The sequence below is a fragment of the Serratia sp. CY52157 genome, assembly GCF_052168495.1.
In the GTDB taxonomy this organism is placed as follows: domain Bacteria; phylum Pseudomonadota; class Gammaproteobacteria; order Enterobacterales; family Enterobacteriaceae; genus Serratia; species Serratia ureilytica.
Window position 1 is genome coordinate 121,673 of record NZ_JBJNMO010000009.1, and the last position, 26,664, is coordinate 148,336.

The following is a 26,664-nucleotide window of genomic DNA, read 5'->3' on the forward strand; positions in this document are numbered from 1 at the left end:
TGTGGGCCGCGCCGCTGCGGCCCCGTCAGGACTTTCTGCTCATCACGTAGTATTCCGCCGCATCCTCATGCAACCGGCGGCCGGTCGGCGCCTGCCACGGATCGATTAATTCGATGCCGCAGTGGAGGAAGTCTTTGGTATTGCGGGTGGCCAGGGCGGCGCCGTAATGCAGGCAGGTGGCGGCGATTTGGGTATCGGGCACGCTCATCGCTTTACCCAACAGCCGATTCCTTGCCGTCAATTCCGCGTATTGCATCGCGCACAGCCCATCAAACGGCAATATCTGCCCCTCGAACTTCAATTCAATGGCGTCCGCCAATTTCAGCTTGAGATCCCGCTGGCGTTTGCCGTCAGGCATGCAGGCCACGCCGCTGAACAGTTCGGCGAGGACAATGGCGCTGAGATAGAGCTCGTCATTGTCCTTTTCATTTAACCAGTTAATGACGTTGTAGTACGGGCTGGGACGCAGCGTTTCTGAAATGACGTCGGTGTCGATAATGATCATGCGTTGTCATCTTCATCATCAAAGGTGACGATGCGTGGCGGCACGGCGTCACGCGGTGGGATCTCCAGCTCAACGCCGCCGAATTCGGCGAAGTGCTGATGCATCCAGGTACCCAATCCATAGCGCGGCGGCTTTTTCACCAGCGCCTGTTTCAGGATCATGCGCGCTTCCTCTTCCATGGAATGGCCGTTTTTCGCCGCTGAGATACGCAACAGCTCTTTGATTTCGTCGTCCAGATTTCTGACGGTGATAGTAGCCATTGAAACCTCCTTTGCTATCAATGATTGCATTGACTTATTTTCTCGTCTTGCCGATTAAAAAGCAATCAATTGAAATAAAAAAAGGCGCGGGATCCGCGCCTTAGCTGAAGAGGTAACGCTACCGAATTACAGCTTCGGGCCGGCGCTGACCAGCGCGGCACCCGCAGGCGTGTCGGTGTATTTGTCGAAGTTGGTGATGAAGCGCTCGGCCAGATCCTGCGCTTTTTCCTGCCACTGCTCGAGGCTGGCGTAGGTGTTGCGCGGATCGAGGATCTCCGGGTTCACGCCAGGCAGCGCGGTCGGCATCGCCAGATCGAAGATAGGCAGGGTAACGGTTTCCGCCTTGTCGATTTCACCGCTCAGGATGGCGTCGATGATGCCGCGCGTATCTTTGATCGAGATGCGTTTGCCGGTGCCGTTCCAGCCGGTGTTGACCAGGTAAGCCTGGGCGCCGGCGGCCTGCATGCGTTTCACCAGCACTTCGGCGTACTGCGTCGGGTGCAGCGACAGGAAAGCGGCGCCGAAGCAGGCGGAGAAGGTTGGGGTTGGCTCGGTCACGCCGCGCTCGGTGCCGGCCAGCTTGGCGGTGAAGCCGGACAGGAAGTGGTACTGAGTCTGGTTGGCGGTCAGGCGCGATACCGGCGGCAGCACGCCGAAGGCGTCGGCGGTCAGGAAGATCACCTTGGTGGCGTGACCCGCCTTGGACACCGGCTTGACGATGTTCTGGATATGGTAGATCGGGTAAGAAACGCGGGTATTCTCGGTTTTCGAACCGTCGTTGAAGTCGATGCTGCCGTCGGCCAACACGGTGACGTTTTCCAGCAGCGCATCGCGTTTGATGGCGTGGTAGATGTCCGGCTCGGCTTCTTCAGACAGCTTGATGGTCTTGGCGTAGCAACCGCCTTCGAAGTTGAACACGCCGTCGTCGTCCCAGCCGTGCTCGTCATCGCCGATCAGCTGACGCTTAGGATCGGTGGAGAGGGTGGTCTTGCCGGTGCCGGACAGGCCGAAGAACACCGCCACGTCGCCTTTCTCGCCCACGTTGGCCGAGCAGTGCATCGAGGCGATGCCTTTCAGCGGCAGCAGGTAGTTCATCATCGAGAACATGCCTTTCTTCATTTCGCCGCCGTACCAGGTACCGCCGATCAGCTGCATGCGCTCGGTCAGGTTGAAGGCGACGAAGTTCTCCGAGTTCAGGCCTTGCTGCTGCCAGTTCGGGTTGGTGCATTTGGCGCCGTTCATCACCACGAAGTCCGGCTCGAAGTCAGCCAGCTCTTCGTCGCTCGGGCGGATGAACATGTTTTTCACGAAGTGCGCCTGCCAGGCCACCTCGGTGATGAAACGCACTTTCAGGCGCGAGTCGGCGTTGGCGCCGCAGAAGGTATCCACCACGAACAGGCGCTTGCCGGACAGTTGCTCGGTGACCAGGTGTTTCAGATCGGCCCAGACTTCCGGGCTGAGAGGTTTGTTGTCGTTTTTGCCTTTGCCCTGATCGGCCCACCACACGGTATCGCGGGTGATGTCGTCGCGGACGATGTATTTGTCTTTCGGCGAACGGCCGGTGAAGATGCCGGTATCGACGGAGACGGCACCCAGCTTGGTGACTACCCCACGCTCAAAACCTTCCAGAGATGGGTCTGTTTCTTCCTTAAACAGCAGTTCATAGCTCGGGTTGTGAACGATTTCGCTGACGTCGTGAATGCCGTAAGCGGCCAGATCCTGAGGGGTTATACCTTTAACGCGCATGTTACTACTCCTTGGTCACAGAATTTCTGGCGGCAATTGTAGGGATCTAACGGTGCGTAACCGCGATGGGTATCAAATATTTAACGTTTTAGGCGGTATTTCGTTACGATCTGAGAGATAGCACACGGAAAAAAGCAAACGTGCAAACGGCGGGGCTTGGCGGGCGCCGGGCGCGCCCGCCGAGAGGGTGTGACTTAGTGCAACCGGTCGCTTTCGCCGGCGTTGCCCGCATACAACGCGGCAACATCAACCGGGTCAAAGACATAGTGGCTGCCGCAGTAGTCGCAGTGCATGTCGATATTGCCGTCCTGCTCCAGCATGTCCGCCACTTCGTCGGTCGGCAGCGTCAGCAGCGCGTCGGCGCAACGCTGGCGTGAACAGGTACAACGGAATTGCACGTCCTGCGGTTCATACAGCGTGACTTCTTCCTGATGATACAGACGGTACAGCACCTCGTTGGCCGGCAGGCCGAACAGCTCTTCGCTTTTGACCGTGTTGGTCAGTTGCACCAGGTGATCGAAATCATCGAGGTTGCCGTCTTGCGCCGGCAGCACCTGCAGCAGCATGCCGGCCGCCGCGGCATTGCCTTCCGCTTCGCCGGTGCGGATGAACAGGCGGGTCGGCAACTGTTCAGACTGGCGGAAGTAGGCTTCCAGGCATTCGGCCAGCGTTTCCCCTTCCAGACCGACCACGCCCTGATAGCGCTCGCCTTCCGTTGGGGAAATGGTGATGACCATGACGCCGTTGCCGATCATCTGATGCAGGGTGCTGTCGTCGGCGATAGGCGCCTGGGTGCGCGCAACGCCGCGCATCTCCTGGCGGTTGTTGCCGTTGATCACCGCCAGCTTCAGCGGGCCGTCGCCTTGCAGCTGAACGGTGATGTCGCCGTCGAACTTCAGGGTTGCGGTCAGCAGACTGGTGGCGACCAGCAGCTCGCCCAGCAGTTTTTGCACCGGCGCCGGGTAGTCGTGGTTGTTCAGGATCTGCTGATAGGTTTCGCTGACGGTAACCAGCTCGCCGCGCACCGCGTAGTTTTCAAACAGGTAACGGTGCAATTGGTCATGGTTGGACATAATCTTCTCTCATTGCGGTGAGGGGTTATTCCTGCTCACCAAATTTAAATTTCATCAGGTCGCGCCGCTCCTTTTTGTCCGGACGTCGGTCCGGATGCGGCATGGTCAACGCGTTCATCTTGCGCGCCAGCGCCATTTTTTCGCGGTTGGCGATGCTGGCTTCGGTTTCCTGATACATTTGCTGCGCCTCGTTGGCGCCGCGGCGTTGGCTGGTCAGCGCCAGCACGATCACCGTACGTTCTTCGTTGCCCTGCCGCAGTTTGAGCTCGGCGTTGAGCTCGACAATCTTGCTCGGCTTGCCGCGCTGGCCGTTGTAATGCACCTTGCCGCCGTCGATCATTTCGCGCGCCAGCGCGCGGGTCTTGTAGAAGCGTGCGGCCCACAGCCACTTATCCAGTCGGACCGCGTCGTCGCGCGTCGCTTTTTCCTTCATGCTTCCCCCTTGGCCAGCGCCGGTATCAGCAGGCGGTAGTCGCGCATCGACGGATGGCGCTGGAAGCTTTTCTCCGCCGTGCTGGAGTCCGGGTTTTGCACGCCCAGGCAGTAACGAATGCCGAAAGTGCGCGCCGCGTCGAGGATCGGCTCGCCGTCGTCGACAAACAGCGTGCGCTGCGGGTTGAATCCGGTGTGCTGTTGCACTGCCTGCCACAGACGCTGATCTTCTTTCGGATAACCAAATGTGTGGGTGGAAAACAATAAATCAAGGTGCCGATCGAGGCCGGTATGCTCGATTTTCACCGCCAGGCTGTGCGGATGGGCGTTGGTCAGCAAAATGGTTTGCAGGCCGGCGTCGCGCAGCGCCCGTAAAAAAGGCTCGGTGTCTTCGCGCAGCCGGGCGCGGCTGCCCACTTCGCTGGTCATGCGGTAAATGTCCAGATCCAGCCGCTCGCTCCAGTAATCGAAGCAATACCAGTTCATGGTGTGCTGCACCGCCTGGTATTCCCGCTCGATGATGTGGCGGGCTTCGTCGAACGGAATGGCGCGCCTTTCGCTCAGCGCCTGCGGCACCAGGCTGAGCCAAAAGTGGCTGTCGAACTCCAGATCCAGCAATGTGCCGTCCATGTCCAGCAGCACGGTATCGATCTGCGGCCAATCAAACTCGGGAACCATAAAAACTCCACGGGCGGACCGACGGGCAGTCCGCAGATGAGAATAATAGCGTTAGCGTAGCATAAGCGGATGACAGGGCCGAAGCCCCGGCGTCAGGTTCAGGCCATCGGCCGCATCGACATCGGATTGAGCTGCGGGTTGAAGCAGCTGTCGTAGTAACGCTGGATATCGGCGACGCGGTGCTGATTGATGCGCCGACGCTGCACCAGGCGCCAGGCGTTATAACCCAGGCTGACCACTACGGCCAGCAACAACAGGCTGGTGCCGAGATAGCGCCACAGGGTGATCATGTCCGGTTCGCTGTGCAACGCCACGTGGCGAGTGCCGTTGGCGTCAACGCTGAGGCTGGTGATCACGCCCTGCGCCTGGAATGGGGTATGCAGCAGCAGGTTGGACTGGCGCTGCAGCTCATTCCACTGGTCGAGCGCGTTGTATTCGCTTTGCGGCGTCTGCGGCTGGGGGTGACTGACCCACTGGCGGCCTTCGTCGCTGCGGATCAGGAAACCGCCTGGCGGCGGGCTGTTGAGCGCAGCGGCGGCCAGTCGCGTCTCATTGAAGATGAACGACGAGGTGGCCACTTTGGTCAGGCTTTCCAGCGATTCGGCGCTGACCGGACGAAGCAGGACGTTGACGCCTTGCAGCGCGCCGGATTTGGCGCGTTTCACCAGGCTGCTCCAGTTTTTCGCGTTGCCCAAGTTAACCAGCGCGTTTTTCAGCCGTACACAGTCGTTTTCCGTCTGGCACAGATCCTGCGTTTTCAGCACGATATCGGAGAAATCGTCCAGCAGGATCATGCCGGATTTCTCGATGGCGCTGGCCAGCTGCGGGTTGACCTTCTGATCGGCGCCGCTCGGATGCAGCTGACCGCTGACCGTCGCCAGCAGGGCTGTCGCTTTGTCTATGACTTCCGATTCCGGCTGCGGCAGCGGGGCGGCGGTGTTCCAATAGATGCCGGAGCAGTCGAACGGCGCAAAATTGACGGCGCCGCCGCCGTTGGCCGGCGGCGGGACATAGCACATGCCGCTGCCGCGCACTTTCAGCGTGTCGCCGATGCGCAGCGGCGTGGCCTCCAGCGCCTGTACGCTGGTCACTTCCACTTTTTGCGCGCCTTGCAGCCAGGCCATGCTGAGGGTCAACGGCAGGTTGAGCGGGATATAGATCAGCAGCAGCAGCAGAACCAGCGCCGAGCTGGCGACCAGCACCGCATTGCGGCCCCACTGCTGCAACGGGAAATTCTTCACTTCGTCATGCAGCGACAGGAAGCGCCCCTGCCGCACCACCTGACGGTTGAGATAGACGTCCACATCGGTGGTTTTGCCCAGATCCTGCGCCAGGTACGGTTGCCAGTGCGGCGGATAGATCAGATCGATAATGCCGAGCGAAATATTGCTGATCTGCCCCTGGCCGGATTCGCCGAACAGGCCCCAGCGCTTTGGCGTGCCGCGCAGGCAGTGGATCTCTTTCAACTCGCGCGACGCCGGGCGGCGGAACAGGTTCCACCCTCCCCAGGCGATCATCAGCACCGCCACGAAAATCATCCAGGGGATCACCAGCACCGGGCTGATCAGGCTGAAGAACAGCAGCAGCAGCGCGGCGGAGATGATGACGGCTTCACGGATGCCGTTCGGCCGGTTCAGCGCATGCTCTTCCGGCGTTTCCTTGCGAATGTTCACCAGCTCGACATGCTCGCTCTCTTCCTTGCGGATGGAGGCGTTTTTGGTCGGCGCGGCGGTCACGACCGGCGGCTGCGGCCGGTCGTGGATATGATCTTTCAGCGAGTGCCCGTTGAGCGAAATCACCAGAGGCAGCGTCTGGGTTCGGATCACTTCCACATGGTTATCGGCGGTGATGTAGGGTTCCCAAAATGGCGGCAGATGCACCTCTTCAGCGTCGAGGTAATAGCGCCATTTATTGGGATCGTCGCTGGCCAGCCCGTAACGGGTGATGGCGTGCGTCACGGGATAAACGTTATCGCTTTGCGGGGTGAGCGCCAGTTTGGCTGCGGGCAGCGTAGCGCCGCCGCCGGGCAACAGTTTGTTGCTCAGTTTGTTTTGTTGATTGAGGTAGAACTCGACCGCCGCGCGTTCTTCGTCGGTCAGCTTGCGGTGGGCGGGTTTGATAAACGGCAGCGTGCGCGCCAGCGCCGTCGGGTGGCGGGCCTTGAACCACAGGTACAGGCCGGCGGCAATCAGGCAGACAAGCACTAAGGCCAATATCAACACTATTGTGCTCATGCAATCCCCATCTCACACCCGTGAATTTCGCCAACCTGATGAAAAGCTGAATATTATACGGAGTAAACCGCCAGGAGGCACCCAGAACTAATGAGGGAACAAACAGATTTTCGCTTTGGATCTCATTCCTTCATGAAGCAAGGTCATTTTATCACTGATTCTTGCCTGCGTGATACTAGCAACCGGCCCCTGCCGTCGATATCGGCATTATCCTATTTTCATGCGCGCTGTTTGCTGAATCAGTGCAGAAAATCGCCCGCGGCTGGCGACGCTTGTTAAAAGAAAGTAAATTACTGTTCATGCGCGTTGCGGCCGAGCTTGCCCTTAACGCACAATGTGATCAAGATCGAATTTGGTCAGCGTTTGAGCGCCAACGAGCCGTGCGTTACGCCAATCATTTTTTCGGTTGCCCTGTCCGCGCCTGGGCAACCTCTTTGAGGCAATCATGGATAAACACCTGCAAAAACCTAAAATTCTGAAAGTGGAAACGGTCGCGCGTTCGCGTTTGTTCAACGTCGAGTCGGTCGATTTGGAATTCAGCAACGGTGTGCGGCGGGTGTATGAGCGCATGCGGCCTTCGGATCGCGAAGCGGTGATGATTGTGCCGGTGATTGGCGATGACCTGCTGCTGATCCGCGAATATGCGGTGGGCACTGAATCCTATGAGCTCGGCTTCCCGAAAGGGTTGATCGATCCCGGCGAGGGGGTGCTGGAGGCGGCCAACCGCGAGCTGATGGAAGAGGTGGGATTCGGCGCCAGACGCTTTGATTTCCTCAGCAAGCTGACGATGGCGCCATCCTACTTTTCCAGCAAAATGAATATCGTGCTGGCACACGATCTCTACCCGCAGAGCCTGGAGGGGGACGAACCGGAACCCCTGCCGCAGGTGCGCTGGCCGATCGCCAACATGATGGCGCTGCTGGCGGAACCGGATTTCCGTGAGGCGCGCAACGTCAGCGCGCTGTTCCTCTCCGAGGCGTTTCTGCGCGCTTCGCGCTGAGACGCTTCACGCCGCATAAAAAAAGGGCCAGATTTCTCTGGCCCTTTTCGATCAGAACAGCTCGTGGCTTTCGCCGCCCGGATCGGTCAGCGTGGTGCCGGTATCGCGCGATGGGTAGTCCGTCGGCTGCGTTCCTTCGATAAAGTACTCGGAACGGCTGCCGCCGCCACCGCCAGAGAGCTTGCCGCTGCTCTTGTCGATGGTGACGCTGATGATGCCCGGCGGCGGCGTGACTTTCTGCTCCGGAATGCCTTCCAGCGCGATCTTCATGAAGTCGTCCCACGCCGGCTGGGCGCTCTTGGCACCGCCTTCGCCGCCGGAAATCTGATCCGGGATGGCGCCGGACACCGTCGAACGGCCCAGATCGCGGCGGTGATCGTCGAAGCCGATCCACACCGACGTCACGGTATCCGGGCCATAGCCGGAGAACCAGGCGTCTTTGGAACTGTTGGTGGTACCGGTTTTACCGCCGATATCATGACGTTTCAGATCGCGCCCGGCGCGCCAGGCGGTGCCCATCCAACCCGGTTCACCGAAGATGTTGCTGTTCAGCGCGTCGTGGATCAGGAAGGCCAGCGGCGTGCTGATCACGTGCGGCGCATACTGTTGGTCGCCGTCCTGCTGCACCTGAGCCGGGGTTACCTGCTCCAGCTGCGGCATCGGCACCGTGCTGTTGCTGCCTTCCTGCGAGGTGGCGACGTTTTCGATGTTGTCATCGGACAGCACGGCCGAACGGTGAGTATCACCGTAGATCACCGGCAGGTTGCAGCTGCTGCAAACCACTTTAGGTTTGGCTTCGAACACCGTATTGCCGTTGTCGTCTTCAATTTTGGTGATGAAGTACGGATCGACCAGGTAACCGCCGTTCGCCAGCACCGCGTAACCGCGCACCAGCTGCATCGGGGTGAAGGAAGCGGAGCCCAGCGCCAGCGATTCGGTATGCACGATGTTCTGTGGCGGGAAGCCGAAGCGCTGCAGATATTCCGCCGCGTAGTCGACGCCCATCGCACGCATCGCGCGCACCATCACCACGTTCTTCGACTGCCCCAGCCCTTGACGCAGACGAATCGGGCCATCGTAGGTCGGCGGCGAGTTCTTCGGCCGCCAGTCGGTGCCGGCGCCGGCATCCCAACGGGTGATCGGCAAGTCGTTCAGGATGGTGGCCAGCGTCAGGCCTTTATCCATCGCGGCGGTATACAGGAACGGTTTGATGTTCGAGCCCACCTGACGCAGGGCCTGCGTGACGCGGTTGAACTTGCTCTGGTTGAAATCGAAGCCGCCGACCAGCGCTTTCACCGCACCGTCGTTCGGGTTGATGGAAACCAGCGCCGAGTTGACGTCCGGCACCTGCGACAGCCACCAGGCCTCGTTCACTTTACGCACCCAGACCTGCTGGCCTGGCTGCACCACGTCGGTGACGCGTTTCGGCGTTGGGCCTTGCTGAGTGTCTGAACGGTATGGCCGCGCCCAGCGCATGGTGGCCATCGGCAGGGCAATGCTGCTGCCGTCGGCCAGCATCGCCGTCGCTTCCTGCGGGTTGGCGGCGGTGATGACCGCCGGCGCCAGCGGGCCGTAGTTCGGCAGGTTTTTCAGCGAGTCGACAATCTGTTTGCGATCCCAGGCCGCTTCGCCGACTTTCCACAGCACGTTTGACGGGCCGCGATAGCCGTGGCGCATGTCATAGGCCAACACGTTATTGCGCACCGATTCCTGCGCCGCCAGCTGCAGCCGTTTGGTCACGGTGGTGTAAACCTTATAACCGTCGGTATAGGCGTTTTCACCGTAGCGCTTGATCATTTCCTGACGCACCATCTCGGAGAGATATGGGGCGGAGAAGCTGATTTCCGGCGCATGGTAGTTGGCGACCAAATCTTCAGAACGCGCCTGATCGTACTGCGCCTGCGTGATGTAGTGTTCGTCCAGCATGCGCGACAGCACTACGTTGCGGCGGGCAACGGCGCGATCGTGCGAATAGAGCGGGTTGAAGGTGGACGGCGCTTTCGGCAGGCCGGCGATGGTCGCCATCTCGCTCAGGGTGAGCTGGCTGACGTCCTTGCCGAAATAGACCTGCGCGGCGGCGCCCACGCCGTAAGCGCGGTAACCCAGGTAGATCTTGTTCAGATACAGCTCAAGGATTTCATCTTTGGTCAGCATCTGCTCGATGCGTACCGCCAGGAAGGCTTCCTTGATTTTACGCATCAGGGTGCGTTCCGGGCTTAAGAAGAAGTTACGCGCCAGCTGTTGGGTAATGGTGCTGGCCCCCTGGGAAGCGTGGCCGGAGACCAGCGCGATGGAGGCCGCGCGGAAGATGCCGACCGGATCGACACCGTGGTGATCATAGAAGCGGCTGTCTTCGGTGGCGATAAATGCGTGCACCATCACCGGCGGAATTTGATCCAACTTCAGCGGAATGCGGCGCTTCTCGCCGTACTGGGCGATCAGTTCGCCATCGGCGCTGTAAACCTGCATCGGTATCTGCAGCCGCACGTCTTTCAGCGTTGCGACGTCGGGCAGCTGCGGCTCGACATATTTGTACAAGCCGAAAATCGAGGCTGCTCCCAGCACGATGCAACATACTGCAAGGATTAGTAAATACTTTACGAACTTCACCTGAGATTTCCCATTTCTAAGTCATTTGGGCAGTTTATAAACAACCGCGCGGTAGTATAAAGGCAAGCCTGCGACATGGATATGTTCTTTTATCATCGGATGTTATGGAGGCTTGTGAAACATGTTCCCTCAAGCATGGCAGGTGGGGCTGGATATACAAATCGACTGCGTGCGGGCGCTGGCGGTCCAACGCCGCCGCAACGGCTGGCAACTGCGTCACTGGTGGCAACAGACGCTGCCGCAGGCGGTTTTACGCGACGGCTGCCTGGCACCTTCCGAAGCCCTGATCCGGGCGCTGCGGCAATGGCGCGTCCAACTGCCGCGACATATTTCCTTACGCATTGCCCTGCCGGCGCAGCGGGTGTTGCAACAGTGCATGGCGCAGCCGGACGCGCGGCTGCGCGAGCCGGAACGCAGCGACTATATCGTTGGCCACGGCGTGAAGCAGTTCCCACTCGACGGCCAGACGCTGGCGCTCGACTATCGCGCTGCGCCGGCGGAGGGGGCGGCGCTGCTGTTGACCGCCGCGCGGCGGCAGGAGCTGCAGCAGTGGCTGCACTGTCTGCGCCAGGCGGGCCTGCATCCGCAAGCGGTCGATATTACGCCCTGCGCGCTGCGGATGATGGCGACGGCGGCGGGCGTGCCGCACACCGCGGGGCTGATGCATCGTCTCGAGCGAGAATGGCTGTGGGTGGCGCCGGCCGACGGCGCGTTCGCGTTCGGGCTGACGCCGGGCGACGATGACGCGCAGGCGCTGCGGGCGCTGCAAGCCCAGATGCCGGCGGACGATGATCGACCGGTCTATGCCGGCAGCGTGCTGGCAGGAGCCTTGCCCGTCGGCTGCCTTTCCTGGTCGCCGCTCAGCGCCTTCACGCAGCTGCGTCCGCCGTTGCCCGTGCATCCCTCAGCGTTCGCGTTGGCCGGCGGTCTGGCGCTGCGCGAGGAGGACCGCTGATGTACCAGGTCAACTTTTTGCCCTGGCGGCAACGTCGCGATCGGCGGCGCGGCTGCTTCTGGCTGGGCGTGTTGCTGTTGCAGATAACGGTGCTGTTGCTGGCGCTGTTCCTCGTCGCCGGCCAACTGCGTCATCAACAGGCGCAGCGTCAGGAGCGGCTGGCGCTGTTGGAAGAAGAGCTGGCGGCAGTGACGCTGCTCGTCCGTCAGCAGCAGCAAGAGCGGGCGCAACGGGCGCGATACAGCGCCCTCGCTGAACGGCAGGCGCGCAATGCCCAACATAACCGGCGTTATTTGCAACTGCTGCAGCAACTCTCCTCCTGCCTCCCCCCACCGCTGTGGCTCACGGCGTTGGACAGCGATGCGGCGAACGGCCTGCGGCTGCGTGGATTGAGCCGTTCTCCTGCCGCCATTTCGCAGTTCGAACGGCGGCTGGCGGGGATGCCCGCGTTACCGCGGCTGCGTTTGGCGGAGGTGGCGCAACGCGACGACGGCCTGTACGCCTTTCATCTGGTGGCGCAATGGGGGCGTGATGGATAACCGTTTGCCATCTGGGCTGCGCTTCTTGCTGGGCCTGTCGGGCCGGCGATTGCTGGCCGCGCAATGGCTGGGCATCGGCACGTTGGCGTTGTTGGGCGGGGGCTGGATGCTGCAAGACGAATGGCGTCAGCGGGAAAGCGCGACAGAGCGGCAACAGCGCCTGCTGCAACAGATCGCCGTGGCGCAGCGCCAACTGGACGAGGCGCCGGTCGCCCTGATGCCGCCGACGCCGATCGCTCCGGCCGCCACCGGCGATCTGACGAATGGGCTGCAACGGGCGGGGGGCGCCTTGTTGCGCTGGCAGCGGCAGGAAAAACCGCCGCGGCAGACGCTGAGCTTGCGCATTGACTACCCCGGTTTGTTGGCGCTGCTGGAGGCGCTGCCCGCCGATTTGCGTCTCGAACAATTGAGCGTGGAGACGCCGCCGCAGGGCATGACGGCGCGGTTGGTTTTACAGGATGCCGCCGAGGAGCTGACCGATGAGTAGAAGATCCGGCCGTTGGTGGTGGCTGCTATGGCCGTGGGCCCTATGCGCCGAACCGCGCGACCCGTTTGCGCCGCCTCCGATACCTGCTTGCGCCCAGACAGAGACATCCCCGGCGGGCTGGCGACTGAAAGGCGTCATCGGGCAACCGACTCAGCGCTATGGCTGGGTGGTGACGCCGGCGGGGCAATGGTTGCGCCTGCGGCCGCAACAACGGGTGCTTGCCGAGCGCTGGCAGGTGACGCAGGTGCAGGCGCGCAGCCTGACGTTGAAGGCGCTGACGGCCGAACCGGAGTGCCCGGCGAGCCGCGACGACATATCGCTGATGATCGACGACAAGGATGACAAATCATGAAAGGACGCGCTGGACTGGGCTTGGCGCTAGGGTGTTTGGCGCTCGGCGCCGCGCAGGCTCAGGATAAACAGATAATCTCATTGGAGTTTCAGGATGCGCCGGTCACGGTCATCCTGCAGGCCTTGGCGGATTATCGGCAGATGAACCTGATCGCCGCGCCGGGCGTGAGCGGCAGCCTGACGCTGCGGCTGGAGGATGTGCCCTGGCCGCAGGCGCTGGCGCTGACCCTGCGTATGGGCAAACTGACGATGACGCGGGAGGGTAACGTGATGCTGATCTCCCCGGAGCCGGATGCGCGGGAAAAAAGACAGCAGCAAGAGGCGCTGGCGCAGCGGCAACCCTTGCACAGCCTGACGATGACCGTGCAAAACGGCGATGCGGCGGAAATTGCCGAAAGCCTCAACGCCCAACGTGGCGCGTTGCTGAGCGAGCGTGGCAGCGTGTTGGCGGATAAACGCACCAATACGCTGCTGCTGCGCGACACCGCGCCGATTGTGGCGCAGTTGAAAAAGCGGATAACGGAAATGGATGCGCCGCTGGCACAGGTGCAACTGGCGGCGCATATCGTGACCATCAACAGCGAAAGCCTGCGTGAGCTCGGCGTGCGTTGGGGATTGGCGCCCGACGACAGGCCGACGCGGCCGCTGCGGCCGGGCAATATCGGCGTTAACCTGCCGTTGGAGCGCAGCGCGGTGAACGCCGGTTTCCATCTGGCGCGCATCAGCGGGCGTTTGCTGAGCCTGGAGCTGACGGCGCTGGAGCAGGAAAATCAGGTGGAGATCATCGCCAGCCCGCGTCTCCTGACGGCGCATCTGCAAACCGCCAGCATCAAGCAAGGGACGGAGATCCCTTATGAAGTGTCCAGCGGCGCCAGCGGTGCGACCGCCATCGAGTTTAAAGAGGCGGTGCTGGGCATGGAGGTGACGCCGAAGGTGTTGCCGGACGGGCGCATCACGCTGACGCTGCAGATCAGCCAAAATATGCCGGGGCGCGCCATCAGCCGAGGGGCCGGAGAGGCGTTGACCATCGATAAACAGGAGATTAAGACGCAGATCACGGTGAAAAACGGCGAAACCCTGGTGCTCGGCGGCATTTTTCAACGGCATCGCGGCAAGTCGGCGGACAAGGTGCCGGGACTGGGGGATGCGCCGCTGCTGGGGGGCTTGTTCCGGCAGAGCGGCGCACAACAGAAAAAACGCGAGCTGGTGATCTTTATTACGCCGACCCTGATTAAGGGATAAGCGGCGGCCTGTCGGCCGGGCGGCAAATCGCCTAAAGTTGATGAGCAGATACACTTTTTTATCCCCTTGGGGGGATCTGCGTTTGACGCTGCGGCCGATTTAGCTTACAAGGGTTACCGAATTGAGCACCGAGGTTTTTTGTTAGCGCCAAGACGCCGTTAAAAACATATGGTTTCCCTCCCGCGGCGTGGATTGCGATTTATTCGGTTGCCAAACTACCAAGAGTGTTGAGATAATTTTTCGTCTGATCTCGCACTATCGCTCATGAGGTTTCAGTTTAGGTCCCGCCGCTGATTTGATTGGCGGGGCGGGTTAACATTAACGAATTGTCTTAGTAATACCGAAAAACATGGCAGAGAAACGCAATATCTTTCTGGTTGGGCCTATGGGTGCCGGCAAAAGCACTATTGGCCGTCAGTTAGCTCAGCAACTCAATATGGAGTTCTTCGACTCCGATCAAGAAATTGAGCGACGTACCGGAGCTGACGTGGGCTGGGTATTCGACGTGGAAGGGGAAGAAGGTTTCCGCGATCGTGAAGAAAAAGTCATTAATGAACTGACGGAAAAACAAGGGATTGTGTTGGCGACCGGCGGCGGTTCGGTGAAGTCGCGCGAAACGCGCAACCGTCTGTCCGCGCGCGGCGTGGTGGTTTATCTCGAAACCACGATCGAAAAGCAGTTGGCTCGTACCCAGCGTGATAAAAAACGCCCGCTGCTGCAGGTTGATTCTCCGCCGCGTGAAGTGCTGGAAGCTTTGGCGAAAGAGCGCAATCCGTTGTATGAAGAGATTGCCGATGTCACCATTCGCACCGACGATCAGAGCGCTAAAGTGGTTGCCAACCAGATCATCAACATGCTGGAAAGCAACTGATTGCCGATTTTCGCGTTCGCCGTCGGCTAATGCGGAAAACTGATTTGTGTTCCCCGCCGTTGCGGGGATCAACCACCGCCGTACCATACAGAGAACTAAGCGCGACATGGAGAGAATTACTGTAACGCTTGGGGAGCGCAGCTACCCGATTACCATCGCCGCCGGATTGTTTGACGATCCGGCTTCTTTTATGCCGTTAAAGGCGGGTGAACAAGCGATGTTGGTCACCAACCAGACCCTGGCGCCGCTCTATCTGGAGCGTGTCCGGCAGGTGCTGGAGCAGAGCGGCGTCGTGGTGGATCAGGTGATTCTTCCCGATGGTGAGCAGTACAAATCTCTGGCGGTGTTGGAGCAGGTGTTTTCGGCGCTGCTCGAAAAACCGCACGGGCGCGATACCACGCTGATCGCGCTCGGTGGCGGCGTTGTCGGCGATCTGACCGGCTTCGCCGCCGCGTGCTACCAACGCGGCGTGCGCTTCATTCAGGTTCCCACCACGCTGCTGTCGCAGGTGGACTCCTCCGTGGGCGGCAAGACCGCCGTCAACCACCCGCTCGGCAAAAACATGATCGGCGCTTTCTATCAACCCGCTTCGGTGGTGGTTGATCTGGATTGCCTGAAAACGCTGCCGACGCGTGAACTCTCTTCCGGCCTGGCCGAAGTCATCAAATACGGGATCATTCTCGATCGCGAGTTTTTCGTCTGGTTGGAACATAACATCGATGCGCTGATGGCGTTGGATATGCAGGCGTTGGCCTACTGTATTCGCCGCTGCTGCGAGCTGAAGGCCGAGGTGGTGGCCGCAGACGAACGCGAAAGCGGTCTGCGCGCCCTGCTGAATCTGGGCCATACTTACGGCCATGCTATCGAAGCCGAGATGGGCTACGGCGTGTGGCTGCACGGTGAGGCGGTGGCTGCGGGCATGGTGATGGCGGCGGAAACCGCGCACCGTCTCGGCCAGTTCTCCGTTGAAGACATCGAGCGCATCAAAGCGCTGCTGCTGCGCGCCGGCTTGCCGGTCTGCGGGCCGCAGGAAATGACGCCGGAATCCTACTTGCCGCACATGTTGCGCGACAAGAAAGTGCTGGCGGGGGAACTGCGTTTGGTGTTGCCGACCGCGATCGGTGCGGCGGAAGTGCGCGGCGGCGTAGGGCATGAGCTGGTGCTGGCGTCGATCGCCGCCTGCTTGCCTGAGCGGAAGCGTAATTAAATCGGACTAAGTAACAGTGGCTTAGCCGCCATTAGCATCTATATTAATACAGTGAGCAGAGCACGACGGGTGTCGCTTTGCCATCATCGGGTTAATCCGCCCGTGCCACGGTAGGTCTACGGTGGTGGGCTTTTGCCTCTAGTTGGAGGGTTTCAGATGGACGAGTTTAAACCGGAAGACGATCTCAGACCTGATAGCAGCGATCGTCGTCCTACGCGTTCGCGCAAGCCGGCCGCCGCGCCGCGCTTCGCCGTTTCGCGCCAGCATTTGATGATTGGCATCGGCATTTTGGTGCTGCTGCTGCTGATTATCGGCATCGGTTCAGCCCTGAAGGCGCCGACCAAACATGAAGCGGCTCAGGAGAGCGGCGCGCAAAACGGCGCGGCCCGCGATATCAACCTGTCCGGTTCTTCGTCGCTGACCACCGCCAATAACGGCGTGCCGGGCGGCACGACGGATACCCACGATAATAACGGCGTGAGCGCGACTCAGCCGCAGCAACCGCAGAACGTCAGCGTTCCGCCGATCTCCGGCACGCCGACCGAAGCGCAAACGCAGCCTCAGCAAGGCGGTGCGCAGCAGCGCGTCGATTTGCCGGGCAACATGGCGGATGCGCTGTCGCAGCAGCAGGGGCAGGTTGACGCCGCTACGCAGGGCATGACCGGCGCAGCGTCGACGTTGCCGACCGCTCCGGCCACGGTGATGAGCGGCGCCGCAGCGCGCGAAGCGACGCGTCCTGTGCAGGGCACTGCCCCGCAACAGCATAAAACGCCGGCGAAAACCGCCGCCGCCAAACCGACCGCAACGCAGCATAAATCACCGACTACGGTGTATACGCCGCCGGCCAAGCCGTCTTCCACCGCGAAAGCGGGAGCGGTCGCCAGCAGCGGCAGTTCTGTGCAGTCTGCGCCGGGCAGCCACTATACCTTGCAACTGAGCAGCGCTTCGCGTTCCGATACGCTGAACGCCTACGCCAAACAGCAGAAGCTGCAGAATTACCTGGTGTACGCCACCAAGCGTGACGGCAAGCCGTGGTACGTGCTGGTGAGCGGCAACTATGCGTCTTCTGCTGAAGCGAAGCGCGCCATTGCTTCGTTGCCGGCCGATGTGCAGGCGAAAAAACCATGGGTTCGACCTGTACACCAAGTGCAGCAAGATCTTAAAAAATAAATCATTTAAATTTGTGCGCTGATGTGCTGTCTGAAACAGAGTACAATCCGCCGCTCTGAATTGTATAAGTAGCTAATTGACGGCATGAAGAAAAACCGCGCTTTTTTAAAATGGGCTGGTGGAAAATACCCGCTGGTAGATGAGATTCGTCGCCATCTGCCGGCGGGAGACTGCTTAATCGAGCCCTTCGTGGGTGCGGGATCCGTCTTTCTGAATACGGATTACGACGCCTACATTCTCGCCGACATCAATAGCGATCTTATCAACCTGTATAACATCGTTAAGCTGCGCACGGATGACTTCGTGCGCGATGCCCGCACGCTTTTCGCCGATGAATTCAATAACTCGGATCAGTTTTACCTGCTGCGAGAAGAGTTCAATACTAGCACCGAGCCTTACCGCCGGGCGCTGCTGTTCCTGTACCTGAACCGTCACTGCTATAACGGCCTGTGCCGCTATAACCTGCGCGGCGAGTTCAATGTGCCGTTTGGCCGGTACAAGAAACCATACTTCCCGGAAGAAGAACTCTACTGGTTTGCTGAAAAATCGCGCAATGCCACTTTTGTCTGTGAGCATTACCGCGATACCATGGCGAAGGCTGCAGCCGGCGCCGTGGTGTATTGCGATCCGCCTTATGCGCCGCTGTCGGCGACGGCGAATTTCACCGCTTACCACACCAACAGCTTCAGCATCGCCGATCAGCAGAGCCTGGCGCATCTGGCGCATCAGCTCTCGGTAGAGAGCCGGGTGCCGGTATTGATTTCCAATCACGATACCGAGCTGACGCGCGACTGGTACCAGCATGCTGCGCTGTATGTGGTGAAAGCGCGCCGCACGATCAGCCGCAATATTCTCGGCCGCAGCAAAGTGAACGAGCTTTTGGCGCTGTATCGCTAAGCCGGGGGCACCCCGGCGCATAACAACTCGACCCTACGTTTGGAGAAGCGGATGAAAAAGTTTTTGATTGCCCCGTCCATTCTGTCGGCAGATTTTGCCCGGTTAGGTGAAGATACCGCTAACGTGCTGGCCGCAGGCGGCGACGTGGTGCACTTCGACGTCATGGACAACCACTACGTGCCCAATCTGACCATCGGTCCGATGGTGTGCGAAGCGCTGCGCAACTACGGCATTACCGCGCCGATTGACGTGCATCTGATGGTCAAGCCGGTGGACCGCATCGTGCCTGACTTCGCCAAGGCCGGCGCGTCTTATATCTCTTTCCACCCTGAAGCCTCCGAACATGTCGATCGCACCATTCAGCTGATCAAAGAGCACGGCTGTAAGGCCGGCCTGGTGTTCAACCCGGCGACCCCGCTGAGCTATCTTGATTACGTGATGGATAAAATCGACGTGATCCTGCTGATGTCGGTCAACCCGGGCTTCGGCGGCCAGTCGTTCATCCACGGCACGCTCGACAAGCTGCGCCAGGTGCGCAAACTGATCGACGACAGCGGCCGCGATATCCGTCTCGAAGTCGACGGCGGGGTGAAGGTGGACAACATCGCCGAAATCGCCGCCGCGGGCGCCGATATGTTTGTCGCCGGTTCCGCCATCTTTGGCCAGCCGGACTACCGCAAGGTGATCGACGAAATGCGCAGCGAGCTGGCGAAGGTTTCCCATGGCTGATTTCGGCGCGATCCGCGCACTGGCCTTCGATCTTGACGGTACGCTGGTCGACAGCGCGCCGGGCCTCGCGGCCGCCATCGATATGGCGCTGGAAGAGAGGGGGCTGCCGCAAGCGGGTGAAGAGCGAGTTGGCACCTGGATCGGCAACGGCGCCGACGTGCTGGTGCAGCGCGCGCTGCGCTGGGCGGAAGTGGAAGACACGCCGGAGCAGTGCAGCCGGCTGCGTGAGCGCTTCGATCATTTCTACGCGCAGACCGTCGACAGCGGCAGCCGCCTGTTCCCGCAGGTGCAAGAGACGCTGGCCCGCCTGGCCGCGCACGGTTACCCGATGGCATTGGTGACCAATAAGCCGACGCCGTTCGTGGCACCGCTGCTGGCATCGCTGGGCATTGGCGAGTATTTTTCGCTGGTGATCGGCGGCGACGACGTGACGGAAAAGAAACCTCACCCGGCGCCGTTGTATCTGGTGCTCGGCAAGCTTGGGTTGCGAGCGCATGAACTGCTGTTCGTCGGCGATTCGCGCAACGATATTCAAGCCGCCCAGGGCGCCGGTTGCCCGAGCGTCGGTTTTACCTACGGTTATAACTACGGCGAATCGATCGCCCTGAGCCACCCCGATCGGGTGTTGGAGCGCTTCGCCGATTTGTTGCCCGCTCTTGGGCTGTCATCTTTAGAGAATCAGGAAATTTAAACATGAGTAAGCCCATCGTATTTAGCGGCGCGCAGCCGTCCGGCGAACTGACCATCGGCAACTACATGGGTGCGCTGCGTCAGTGGGTGCAGATGCAGGACGACTACGACTGCATCTACTGCATCGTCGATCTGCATGCCATCACCGTGCGCCAAGACGCCGAAAAGCTGCGCAAAGCCACGCTGGATACGCTGGCGCTGTATCTGGCCTGCGGTATCGATCCGGAAAAAAGCACCATCTTCGTGCAGTCGCACGTGCCTGAGCACACGCAGCTGAGCTGGGTGCTGAACTGCTACACCTATTTCGGCGAACTGAGCCGCATGACGCAGTTCAAAGACAAATCCGCACGCTACGCGGAGAACATCAACGCCGGGCTGTTCAGCTATCCGGTGCTGATGGCGGCGGACATCCTGCTGTATCAAACCAATCAGGTGCCGGTGGGCGAAGACCAGAAACAACACCTGGAACTGAGCCGCGACGTGGGCCAGCGTTTCAACGCGCTGTACGGCGATGTGTTCAAAGTGCCGGAGCCGTTTATTCCTAAATCCGGCGCACGCGTGATGTCGCTGCAGGAACCGACCAAGAAGATGTCCAAGTCGGACGATAACCGCAACAACGTGATCGGCCTGCTGGAAGATCCGAAAGCGGTGACCAAAAAGATCAAACGCGCAATGACCGACTCGGAAGAGCCGCCTGTCGTGCGTTACGACGTGGTCAACAAGGCGGGCGTCTCCAACCTGTTGGACATCCTCGCCGGCGTCACCGGCAAGAGCATCGCGCAGCTGGAAGCCGAGTTCGAAGGCCAAATGTACGGCCACCTGAAAGGCGCGGTGGCGGAAGCCGTCTCCGGTATGCTGGCTGAGCTGCAGGAGCGTTACCACCGCTTCCGCAACGACGAAGCCTACCTGCAGCAGGTGATGCGCGACGGCGCCGCCAAAGCCCGTGCACGCGCGCAGGAAACCCTGGCGAAGGTTTATCAGGCCGTCGGTTTCGTACCGCCGCAGGCGTAACGCCAGCGCAAATAAAAAAAGCGGCCTTGGGCCGCTTTTTTTACGTCGGTATCACGCCATTTGCGCCAGGCCGGCGGGCGGGGCCTCGCTGGCGAACCAATTGAGCTTGCTGCGCAGGCTGACCACGCTGCCGACGATGATCAGGCTGGGGCTGGCGGCCTGCAGGGACAAGGCGCCCAGTTGGCCAAGCTCGCCTTCGATCACCCGCTGGCGACAGGAAGTGCCGTTTTCCACCAGCGCCACCGGTGTGGCGGCCGGCAGTCCGTTCGCGATCAGCCGGCGCTGGATCTCCGCCGCCTGCGATAGCCCCATATAGAACACCAGCGTCTGTTGCCCGGCGGCCAGCGTCGCCCAGTCCAATCCACCGTCGGCCTTGGCGTGGCCGGTCACCAGACGCACGCTCTGCGCGTGGTCGCGGTGGGTGAGCGGGATGCCGCTGTAGGCGGAACAGCCGGAGGCGGCGGTGATGCCCGGCACCACCGAGAACGGTACGTTGGCGTCCGCCAGCGTTTCCAGCTCTTCGCCGCCGCGGCCGAAGATAAAGGGATCGCCGCCCTTCAGGCGCACCACGCGTTTGCCTTGCCGCGCTTGCTGCAGCAGGATGTGGTTGATCTGCTCCTGCGGCACGCAGTGATGGCCGGCGCGTTTGCCAACGAAGATGCGCTCGGCGTCGCGACGCACCAGCGTCATGATCGCTTCGGAGACCAGCCGGTCGTAAACCACCACGTCGGCCTGCTGGATCTGTTGCAGCCCTTTCAGCGTCAGCAGGCCGGCATCGCCCGGCCCGGCGCCCACCAGCACCACTTCACCGCGATCCTCCGGCCGTTCGCTGAACAGCTGTTCGAGCTGGCGTTCGGCCAGAGCCGTGTCGTCATTGGCCAGCGATTGCGCCAGCCGATCGTGAGCGAACAGCCGCTCCCAGAAGCGGCGGCGCGCGCCGAGGCTGCTGAAGCGCTGTTTCACCCGTTGACGCAGCGATCCGCCGAGCTGCGCCAGCTTGCCGAGGTGTTGCGGCAGCAGCGCTTCCAGCTTCTCGCGCAGCAACCGCGCCAACACCGGCGCTTTGCCGCCGGAGGACACCGCCACCACGATCGGCGAACGATCGATGATCGACGGCATGATAAAGCTGGCGCGTTTCGGGTCATCGACCACGTTGCAGAACACCCGTTGCTGGTTGGCGCACTGGTACACCCGCGCGTTGACCTCCAGCCTATCGGTGGCGGCGATCACCAACCATTTTTCCGTCAGCAGAGCCGGGCTGAATTCGCCCTCGGCCAGCGTCAACAGGCCTTCTGCCGCCCACTGGTGGAACTGCGGGCTGAAGGCCAGGGCGTTGACGGTCAGCGCCGCGCCGGCGTCCAGCAGCAGGCGCGCCTTGCGTTCGGCGATTTCGCCGCCGCCGACCAGCAGGCAGGCTTTGTGTTGCAGTTGGCAGAAAATCGGCAGGTAGTCCATCGGCATTCCTCGGGGTTATCGGCGTGGGGGCGGGATGCGCCCCGAAAGGTTATGCCGCGACTTGCACGATGCCGTCGACCACCCGGCTGGTGAAGCTGGCGACGGAGCGGCTGTCATCTTCCAGGCAGTGGCCATCGTACAGGCGGAAACGCTGTTTCTTCAGCGGGCTGGCGACCCACAACTCCCCCTGATGCTCGGCGATCAGCCCGCGCGACAGCACGCTGGCCTGGGCGAACGGGTCGATATTGCTGATGGCGAACACCTGTTCGTCGGCATAGGGGCGGAACACCGCCACCTGCCGATCGCCGATCAGGGCGCACACGCCGGTGCCGGGCAGGATGTCGGCGATGGGGCAAACGGTAATCCACTGACTCATGCTTGGCTCTCCTCGGTGTCGATCAGGGTGACGGCAATGCGCTCGTCAGGGCGCGCCGGGCGGTGTTGGTCACGTTCGGCCACCACCTGCACGTTCGGATCGCGCAGCGGGCTGTTGATGAAGTGGGCGAAGCGCAGCTGCGTTTCCGGGTGCTCGACGGTTTCTTTCCACTCGCAGATCACCGCCTCGCGCAGGCGGGCGATATCCGCTTCCAGCTGCTCGTTGATGCCGAGCTTGTCGTCGATGATCACCTTGCGCAGGTAATCGATGCCGCCTTCCAGGCTCTCCAGCCATACCGAGGTGCGCTGCAGCTTATCGGCGGTGCGGATATAGAACATCATGAAACGGTCAAGGTAGCGCACCAGGGTCTCGCTATCGAGATCGGCGGCCAGCAGGTCGGCGTGGCGCGGTTTCATGCCGCCGTTGCCGCAAACATACAGGTTCCAGCCGTTTTCGGTGGCGATGATGCCGACGTCCTTGCCCTGCGCTTCGGCGCATTCCCGGGTACAGCCCGAGACGCCGAATTTCATTTTGTGCGGGGTGCGGATGCCTTTGTAGCGATGTTCCAGCGTGACGCCGAAACCGACGCTGTCGCCGACGCCATAGCGGCACCAGGTGCTGCCGACGCAGGTTTTCGCCATGCGCAGCGCCTTGGCGTATGCGTGCCCGGTTTCAAAGCCGGCGGCGAGCAGCTTGCGCCAGATGGCCGGCAGGTCGTCTTTCTGCGCGCCGAACATGCCGATGCGCTGCGAGCCGGTCATTTTGGTGTAAAGATTGTACTCCTTGGCGATCTGTCCGATGGCCAGCAGGCCGTCCGGGGTGATTTCGCCGCCGGCGGAGCGCGGTATCACCGAGTAAGTGCCGTCTTTCTGGATATTGCCGAGGAAGTTGTCGTTGGTATCCTGCAACGGCGTGTGCTGCGGTTTGAGGATGTATTCGTTCCAGCACGAGGCCAGCAGCGAGCCGACGGTCGGTTTGCAGACTTCGCAGCCGTAGCCTTTGCCGTATTTGGCCAATAACGCCTCGAACGACTTGATGCCTTCGACGCGGATCAGGTGGAACAGCTCCTGGCGTGAATAGGCGAAGTGTTCGCACAGGTGGTGGTTGACCTCGATGCCTTGCTTGCTCAGCTCGGCGTTCAACACCTGGGTGAGCAGCGGGATGCAGCCGCCGCAGCCGGTGCCGGCCTTGGTTTCGGCTTTCAGCGCCGCCACGGTGTGGCAGCCTTGGTTGACTGCCCGGATGATGTCGCCTTTGCTGACGTCGAAGCAGGAGCAAATCTGCGCGCTTTCCGGCAGCGAATCCACGCCGATGGCCGGCTTGCTGCCCGCATGGGCCGGCAGGATCAGGCCGTCCGGGTTTTCCGGCAGCGCGATGCCGTTCAGCGCCAGCTGCAGCAGGTTGCCGTAATCGCTGGTATCGCCGACCAACACTGCGCCGAGCAGGGTTTTGTTGTCGGCGCTGACCACGATGCGTTTGTAGACCTCTTTGCTCTCATCCAGATAAACGTAGCTGCGGGCACCCTCGGTGCGGCCGTGGGCATCGCCGATGCCGCCGACGTCTACGCCCAGCAGTTTCAATTTGGCGCTCATATCGGCACCCTGGAAGCCGTTTTCGCGGCCCAGCAGGTGATCGGCGGCCACCTGCGCCATTTTGTAACCCGGCGCCACCAGGCCGAAGGTGCGATCGCGCCAGGCGGCGCACTCACCGATGGCGTACACGTCCGGATCCGATGTCTGGCAGCAGTCGTTGATGGCGATGCCGCCGCGGCGGCCGATCTCCAGTCCGCATTGACGCGCCAGCTTGTCCTGGGCGCGGATGCCGGTGGAGAAAACGATGAAATCCACTTCCAGCAGGCTGCCGTCGGCGAAATGCAGGGTTTTGCGCGCCGTGCCGCCGCCGTTGACGATCTCCTGGGTGTTTTTCCCGGTGTGTACCTTGACGCCCATGCGCTCGATCTTGCGGCGCAGCTGGTCACCGCCCATCGGGTCGAGCTGTTCGGCCATCAGCACCGGAGCGAATTCGATCACGTGCGTTTCCACCCCTAGGCTCTTCAGCGCGCCAGCGGCTTCCAGCCCCAACAGCCCGCCGCCGACCACCGCGCCGCGTTTGCTGCGGCGCGCGCAGGCTTCAATGGCGTTCAGGTCTTCGATGGTGCGGTAAACGAAGCAGTCCTGGCTATCCGAGCCTTTAATCGGCGGGATCCACGGATAGGAGCCGGTGGCCATGATCAGCTTGTCGTAATAGACGGTGCGTCCGGTATTGGAGTGGATGACTTTCTCGTCGCGATTGATGGTGATGGCGCGTTCGCCGATCAGCACCTTCACGCCGTGCTTTTCGTAAAAGCCTTCGCGCACCAGCGACAGCTCTTCGGCGGTATGGTGCGAGAAATAGGAAGAGAGATGCACGCGATCGTAAGCGATGCGCGGCTCTTCGCAAAACACGGTGATGTCGAATAGGTCTTTGTCTGCTTTATCCAACAGATCTTCGATGAACCGGTGGCCGACCATGCCATTGCCGATCACGGCAAGTTTGACTCTGCTCATTATTGCCTCAAAATTCGGGTTTCCTAGGCTTACCTTATCCCTCCCGAGGGGCAATTTATTGATGCAAATCAATCGCGCCTTTATATACCCACAACGTGGTATATGAATGATTTTCCACGTTTTTTGATAAGCTGCGGATTTTATTCACCTTTAGCTGAAGCGAGTCAGGTCGCACACCAACTACCCCGCTGGGAGTAGACGCGCAGGCCGGCATGCAACGGCGACTTTGTCAGCGCGATCCGCTGCCAGTATGATGAAGAAAACCAGCGCAACGGCAGAGGTGAAGGGTGGTGAAACGTCCATTGAAGTTTATCGACAACCTGCGTTTAAGCGGGCATGAAGGATTGTGGCAACTGGCGATAGAACAGGGGCGCATTGCGCATCTGGTGCCGCAGCCGGAAGGGCAGGAGTGGCGCAGCGACGTGCTGGATGCGCAGGGCGGGCTGGCGCTGCCGGCATTCGTCGAACCCCATATTCATCTGGATACCACGCAAACCGCCGGCCAGCCGGCCTGGAACCAGTCCGGCACGCTGTTTGAGGGGATCGAGCGCTGGGCAGAACGCAAAGCCTTGTTGACCCATGAAGACGTCAAGCAACGCGCCTGGCAAACGCTCAAGTGGCAGATCGCCAACGGCGTGCAGTATGTGCGCACCCACGTCGACGTTTCCGATCCCACGCTGACCGCGCTGCGCGCCATGCTGGAAGTTAAGCAGGAGGTGGCGCCCTGGGTAACGCTGCAGATCGTCGCCTTCCCGCAGGAGGGGATCCTTTCCTATCCCAACGGCGAAGCATTGCTGGAAGAAGCGCTGCGGCTGGGAGCCGACGTGGTGGGCGCCATTCCGCATTTCGAGTTCACCCGCGAGTACGGCGTGGAGTCGCTGCACAAGGCATTCGCGCTGGCGCAAAAATACGATCGGCTGGTGGACGTGCACTGCGATGAAATTGACGATGAGCAATCGCGTTTCGTCGAGACCGTGGCGGCGCTGGCGCTGAAGCTGGAGATGGGGGAGAAAGTCACCGCCAGCCACACCACGGCGATGCACTCTTACAACGGCGCTTACGCCTCGCGGCTGTTCCGCCTGCTGAAAATGTCCGGCATCAACTTCGTCGCCAACCCGCTGGTGAACATTCACCTGCAGGGGCGTTTCGACAGCTACCCAAAACGGCGCGGCGTGACGCGGGTGAAGGAGATGCTGGAGGCGGAGATCAACGTCTGCTTCGGCCACGACGATGTGTTCGATCCCTGGTATCCGCTCGGTACCGCCAACATGCTGCAGGTGCTGCATATGGGGCTGCACGTGTGCCAGCTGATGGGCTATGGCCAAATCGACGACGGGCTGAAGCTGATCACCAGCCACAGCGCGCGCACTCTTAACCTGAGCGACTACGGCCTGGCGGCCGGCAACAGCGCCAACCTGGTGATCCTGCCGGCGGAAAGCGGTTTCGACGCGGTGCGCCGCCAGACGCCGGTGCGTTATTCGATTCGCCAGGGCGCGGTGATCGCCGAAACGCGGCCGGCGGAAACCACGCTGCATCTTCAGCAGGATGAGACGGTGGATTTTCGGCGCTAAGGCGCAAAAAAAGGGCGCCTTGCGGGCGC

Annotated in this window: 25 protein-coding genes; 14 read left to right on the forward strand and 11 right to left on the reverse strand. The window is 61.0% G+C overall.

Translation table 11 applies throughout. The annotated features are described in order from the left end of the window. Positions 1-25: 25 nt before the first annotated feature. From ACJ8IP_RS22735 to ACJ8IP_RS22765, 7 genes are all read right to left on the reverse strand, one after another. Positions 26-505, reverse strand: coding sequence for a type II toxin-antitoxin system VapC family toxin (locus tag ACJ8IP_RS22735; protein ID WP_033645285.1), 480 nt, complete (start codon positions 503-505; stop codon positions 26-28). Next, positions 502-765, reverse strand: a complete 264-nt coding sequence (locus ACJ8IP_RS22740; RefSeq protein ID WP_004930730.1) for a FitA-like ribbon-helix-helix domain-containing protein — start codon at positions 763-765, stop codon at positions 502-504. The genes ACJ8IP_RS22735 and ACJ8IP_RS22740 overlap by 4 nt, the downstream gene beginning before the upstream one ends. Positions 766-891: 126 nt before the next feature. Further along, positions 892-2,511 carry a phosphoenolpyruvate carboxykinase (ATP) gene (gene pckA, locus ACJ8IP_RS22745; RefSeq protein WP_015379308.1) on the reverse strand — a complete coding sequence of 540 codons (1,620 nt, stop codon included), beginning with the start codon at positions 2,509-2,511 and terminating at the stop codon, positions 892-894. Between the two features lie 194 nt (positions 2,512-2,705). Then, on the reverse strand, positions 2,706-3,584 hold the full coding sequence (gene hslO, locus ACJ8IP_RS22750; protein WP_033645284.1) for an Hsp33 family molecular chaperone HslO: 879 nt from the start codon (positions 3,582-3,584) through the stop codon (positions 2,706-2,708). A 25-nt stretch (positions 3,585-3,609) separates the two neighbouring features. Then, a complete protein-coding gene (gene hslR / locus ACJ8IP_RS22755; protein ID WP_033645283.1) occupies positions 3,610-4,017 on the reverse strand; it encodes a ribosome-associated heat shock protein Hsp15 in 408 nt (135 codons plus the stop codon). Then, the gene (gene yrfG, locus ACJ8IP_RS22760; RefSeq protein WP_025304546.1) at positions 4,014-4,694 is read right to left on the reverse strand and encodes a GMP/IMP nucleotidase; all 681 of its coding nucleotides are present in this window, start codon (positions 4,692-4,694) and stop codon (positions 4,014-4,016) included. The genes hslR and yrfG overlap by 4 nt, the downstream gene beginning before the upstream one ends. A gap of 98 nt (positions 4,695-4,792) precedes the next feature. Beyond that, positions 4,793-6,928: an intracellular growth attenuator family protein gene (locus ACJ8IP_RS22765; RefSeq protein WP_164107056.1), complete on the reverse strand. Its 2,136-nt coding sequence runs from the start codon at positions 6,926-6,928 to the stop codon at positions 4,793-4,795. Positions 6,929-7,373: 445 nt separating this feature from the next. Here ACJ8IP_RS22765 and nudE point away from each other — a divergent pair, with 445 nt between their 5' ends. After that, entirely contained in the window at positions 7,374-7,928 is a 555-nt protein-coding gene (gene nudE / locus ACJ8IP_RS22770) for an ADP compounds hydrolase NudE (protein ID WP_033645281.1), read from the forward strand. A gap of 51 nt (positions 7,929-7,979) precedes the next feature. Here the strand turns inward: nudE and mrcA are convergent, their stop codons facing one another. Continuing rightward, positions 7,980-10,538 carry a peptidoglycan glycosyltransferase/peptidoglycan DD-transpeptidase MrcA gene (mrcA, locus tag ACJ8IP_RS22775; RefSeq protein WP_442524529.1) on the reverse strand — a complete coding sequence of 853 codons (2,559 nt, stop codon included), beginning with the start codon at positions 10,536-10,538 and terminating at the stop codon, positions 7,980-7,982. Between the two features lie 121 nt (positions 10,539-10,659). Here mrcA and pilM point away from each other — a divergent pair, with 121 nt between their 5' ends. The 12 genes from pilM (at position 10,660) to trpS (ending at position 20,687) form a co-directional block, all read left to right on the forward strand. Further along, the gene (gene pilM / locus ACJ8IP_RS22780) at positions 10,660-11,493 is read left to right on the forward strand and encodes a type IV pilus biogenesis protein PilM (RefSeq protein WP_033651740.1); all 834 of its coding nucleotides are present in this window, start codon (positions 10,660-10,662) and stop codon (positions 11,491-11,493) included. Further along, complete coding sequence (locus ACJ8IP_RS22785; RefSeq protein WP_072626820.1) at positions 11,493-12,032, forward strand: PilN domain-containing protein; 540 nt, start codon at positions 11,493-11,495, stop codon at positions 12,030-12,032. Before pilM ends, ACJ8IP_RS22785 begins: the two co-directional genes overlap by 1 nt. Further along, the gene (locus tag ACJ8IP_RS22790) at positions 12,025-12,519 is read left to right on the forward strand and encodes a hypothetical protein (protein ID WP_072626821.1); all 495 of its coding nucleotides are present in this window, start codon (positions 12,025-12,027) and stop codon (positions 12,517-12,519) included. Before ACJ8IP_RS22785 ends, ACJ8IP_RS22790 begins: the two co-directional genes overlap by 8 nt. Beyond that, positions 12,512-12,871: a HofP DNA utilization family protein gene (locus tag ACJ8IP_RS22795; RefSeq protein WP_147880784.1), complete on the forward strand. Its 360-nt coding sequence runs from the start codon at positions 12,512-12,514 to the stop codon at positions 12,869-12,871. The genes ACJ8IP_RS22790 and ACJ8IP_RS22795 overlap by 8 nt, the downstream gene beginning before the upstream one ends. After that, on the forward strand, positions 12,868-14,112 hold the full coding sequence (hofQ, locus tag ACJ8IP_RS22800; RefSeq protein WP_147880783.1) for a DNA uptake porin HofQ: 1,245 nt from the start codon (positions 12,868-12,870) through the stop codon (positions 14,110-14,112). Before ACJ8IP_RS22795 ends, hofQ begins: the two co-directional genes overlap by 4 nt. A 349-nt stretch (positions 14,113-14,461) precedes the next feature. Then, positions 14,462-14,983 carry a shikimate kinase AroK gene (aroK, locus tag ACJ8IP_RS22805; RefSeq protein ID WP_004391482.1) on the forward strand — a complete coding sequence of 174 codons (522 nt, stop codon included), beginning with the start codon at positions 14,462-14,464 and terminating at the stop codon, positions 14,981-14,983. Between the two features lie 106 nt (positions 14,984-15,089). Further along, entirely contained in the window at positions 15,090-16,190 is a 1,101-nt protein-coding gene (aroB, locus tag ACJ8IP_RS22810) for a 3-dehydroquinate synthase (RefSeq protein WP_046687922.1), read from the forward strand. A 156-nt stretch (positions 16,191-16,346) separates the two neighbouring features. Beyond that, on the forward strand, positions 16,347-17,360 hold the full coding sequence (locus ACJ8IP_RS22815; RefSeq protein WP_033645274.1) for an SPOR domain-containing protein: 1,014 nt from the start codon (positions 16,347-16,349) through the stop codon (positions 17,358-17,360). A gap of 84 nt (positions 17,361-17,444) precedes the next feature. Next, positions 17,445-18,257, forward strand: a complete 813-nt coding sequence (gene dam / locus ACJ8IP_RS22820) for an adenine-specific DNA-methyltransferase (RefSeq protein ID WP_033651736.1) — start codon at positions 17,445-17,447, stop codon at positions 18,255-18,257. Positions 18,258-18,308: 51 nt separating this feature from the next. Then, positions 18,309-18,986, forward strand: coding sequence for a ribulose-phosphate 3-epimerase (rpe, locus tag ACJ8IP_RS22825; protein ID WP_019456160.1), 678 nt, complete (start codon positions 18,309-18,311; stop codon positions 18,984-18,986). Beyond that, positions 18,979-19,677 carry a phosphoglycolate phosphatase gene (locus tag ACJ8IP_RS22830; RefSeq protein ID WP_147838462.1) on the forward strand — a complete coding sequence of 233 codons (699 nt, stop codon included), beginning with the start codon at positions 18,979-18,981 and terminating at the stop codon, positions 19,675-19,677. Before rpe ends, ACJ8IP_RS22830 begins: the two co-directional genes overlap by 8 nt. Before the next feature lie 2 nt (positions 19,678-19,679). Further along, positions 19,680-20,687 (forward strand): tryptophan--tRNA ligase, encoded by a 1,008-nt coding sequence (trpS, locus tag ACJ8IP_RS22835; RefSeq protein ID WP_004930324.1) that lies wholly within the window; start codon positions 19,680-19,682, stop codon positions 20,685-20,687. A gap of 51 nt (positions 20,688-20,738) precedes the next feature. Here trpS and cysG read toward each other — a convergent pair whose 3' ends face one another. The 3 genes from cysG to nirB are packed head-to-tail and all read right to left on the reverse strand — an operon-like array spanning position 20,739 to position 25,064. Then, on the reverse strand, positions 20,739-22,142 hold the full coding sequence (cysG, locus tag ACJ8IP_RS22840) for a siroheme synthase CysG (protein ID WP_047573442.1): 1,404 nt from the start codon (positions 22,140-22,142) through the stop codon (positions 20,739-20,741). A gap of 49 nt (positions 22,143-22,191) precedes the next feature. Continuing rightward, the gene (gene nirD, locus ACJ8IP_RS22845; protein WP_033645269.1) at positions 22,192-22,518 is read right to left on the reverse strand and encodes a nitrite reductase small subunit NirD; all 327 of its coding nucleotides are present in this window, start codon (positions 22,516-22,518) and stop codon (positions 22,192-22,194) included. After that, positions 22,515-25,064, reverse strand: coding sequence for a nitrite reductase large subunit NirB (nirB, locus tag ACJ8IP_RS22850; RefSeq protein WP_108682133.1), 2,550 nt, complete (start codon positions 25,062-25,064; stop codon positions 22,515-22,517). Before nirB ends, nirD begins: the two co-directional genes overlap by 4 nt. Before the next feature lie 290 nt (positions 25,065-25,354). Between nirB and ACJ8IP_RS22855 the strand changes: the two genes are divergently transcribed. Continuing rightward, positions 25,355-26,635, forward strand: a complete 1,281-nt coding sequence (locus ACJ8IP_RS22855; protein ID WP_169539927.1) for a cytosine deaminase — start codon at positions 25,355-25,357, stop codon at positions 26,633-26,635. Positions 26,636-26,664: the final 29 nt, after the last annotated feature.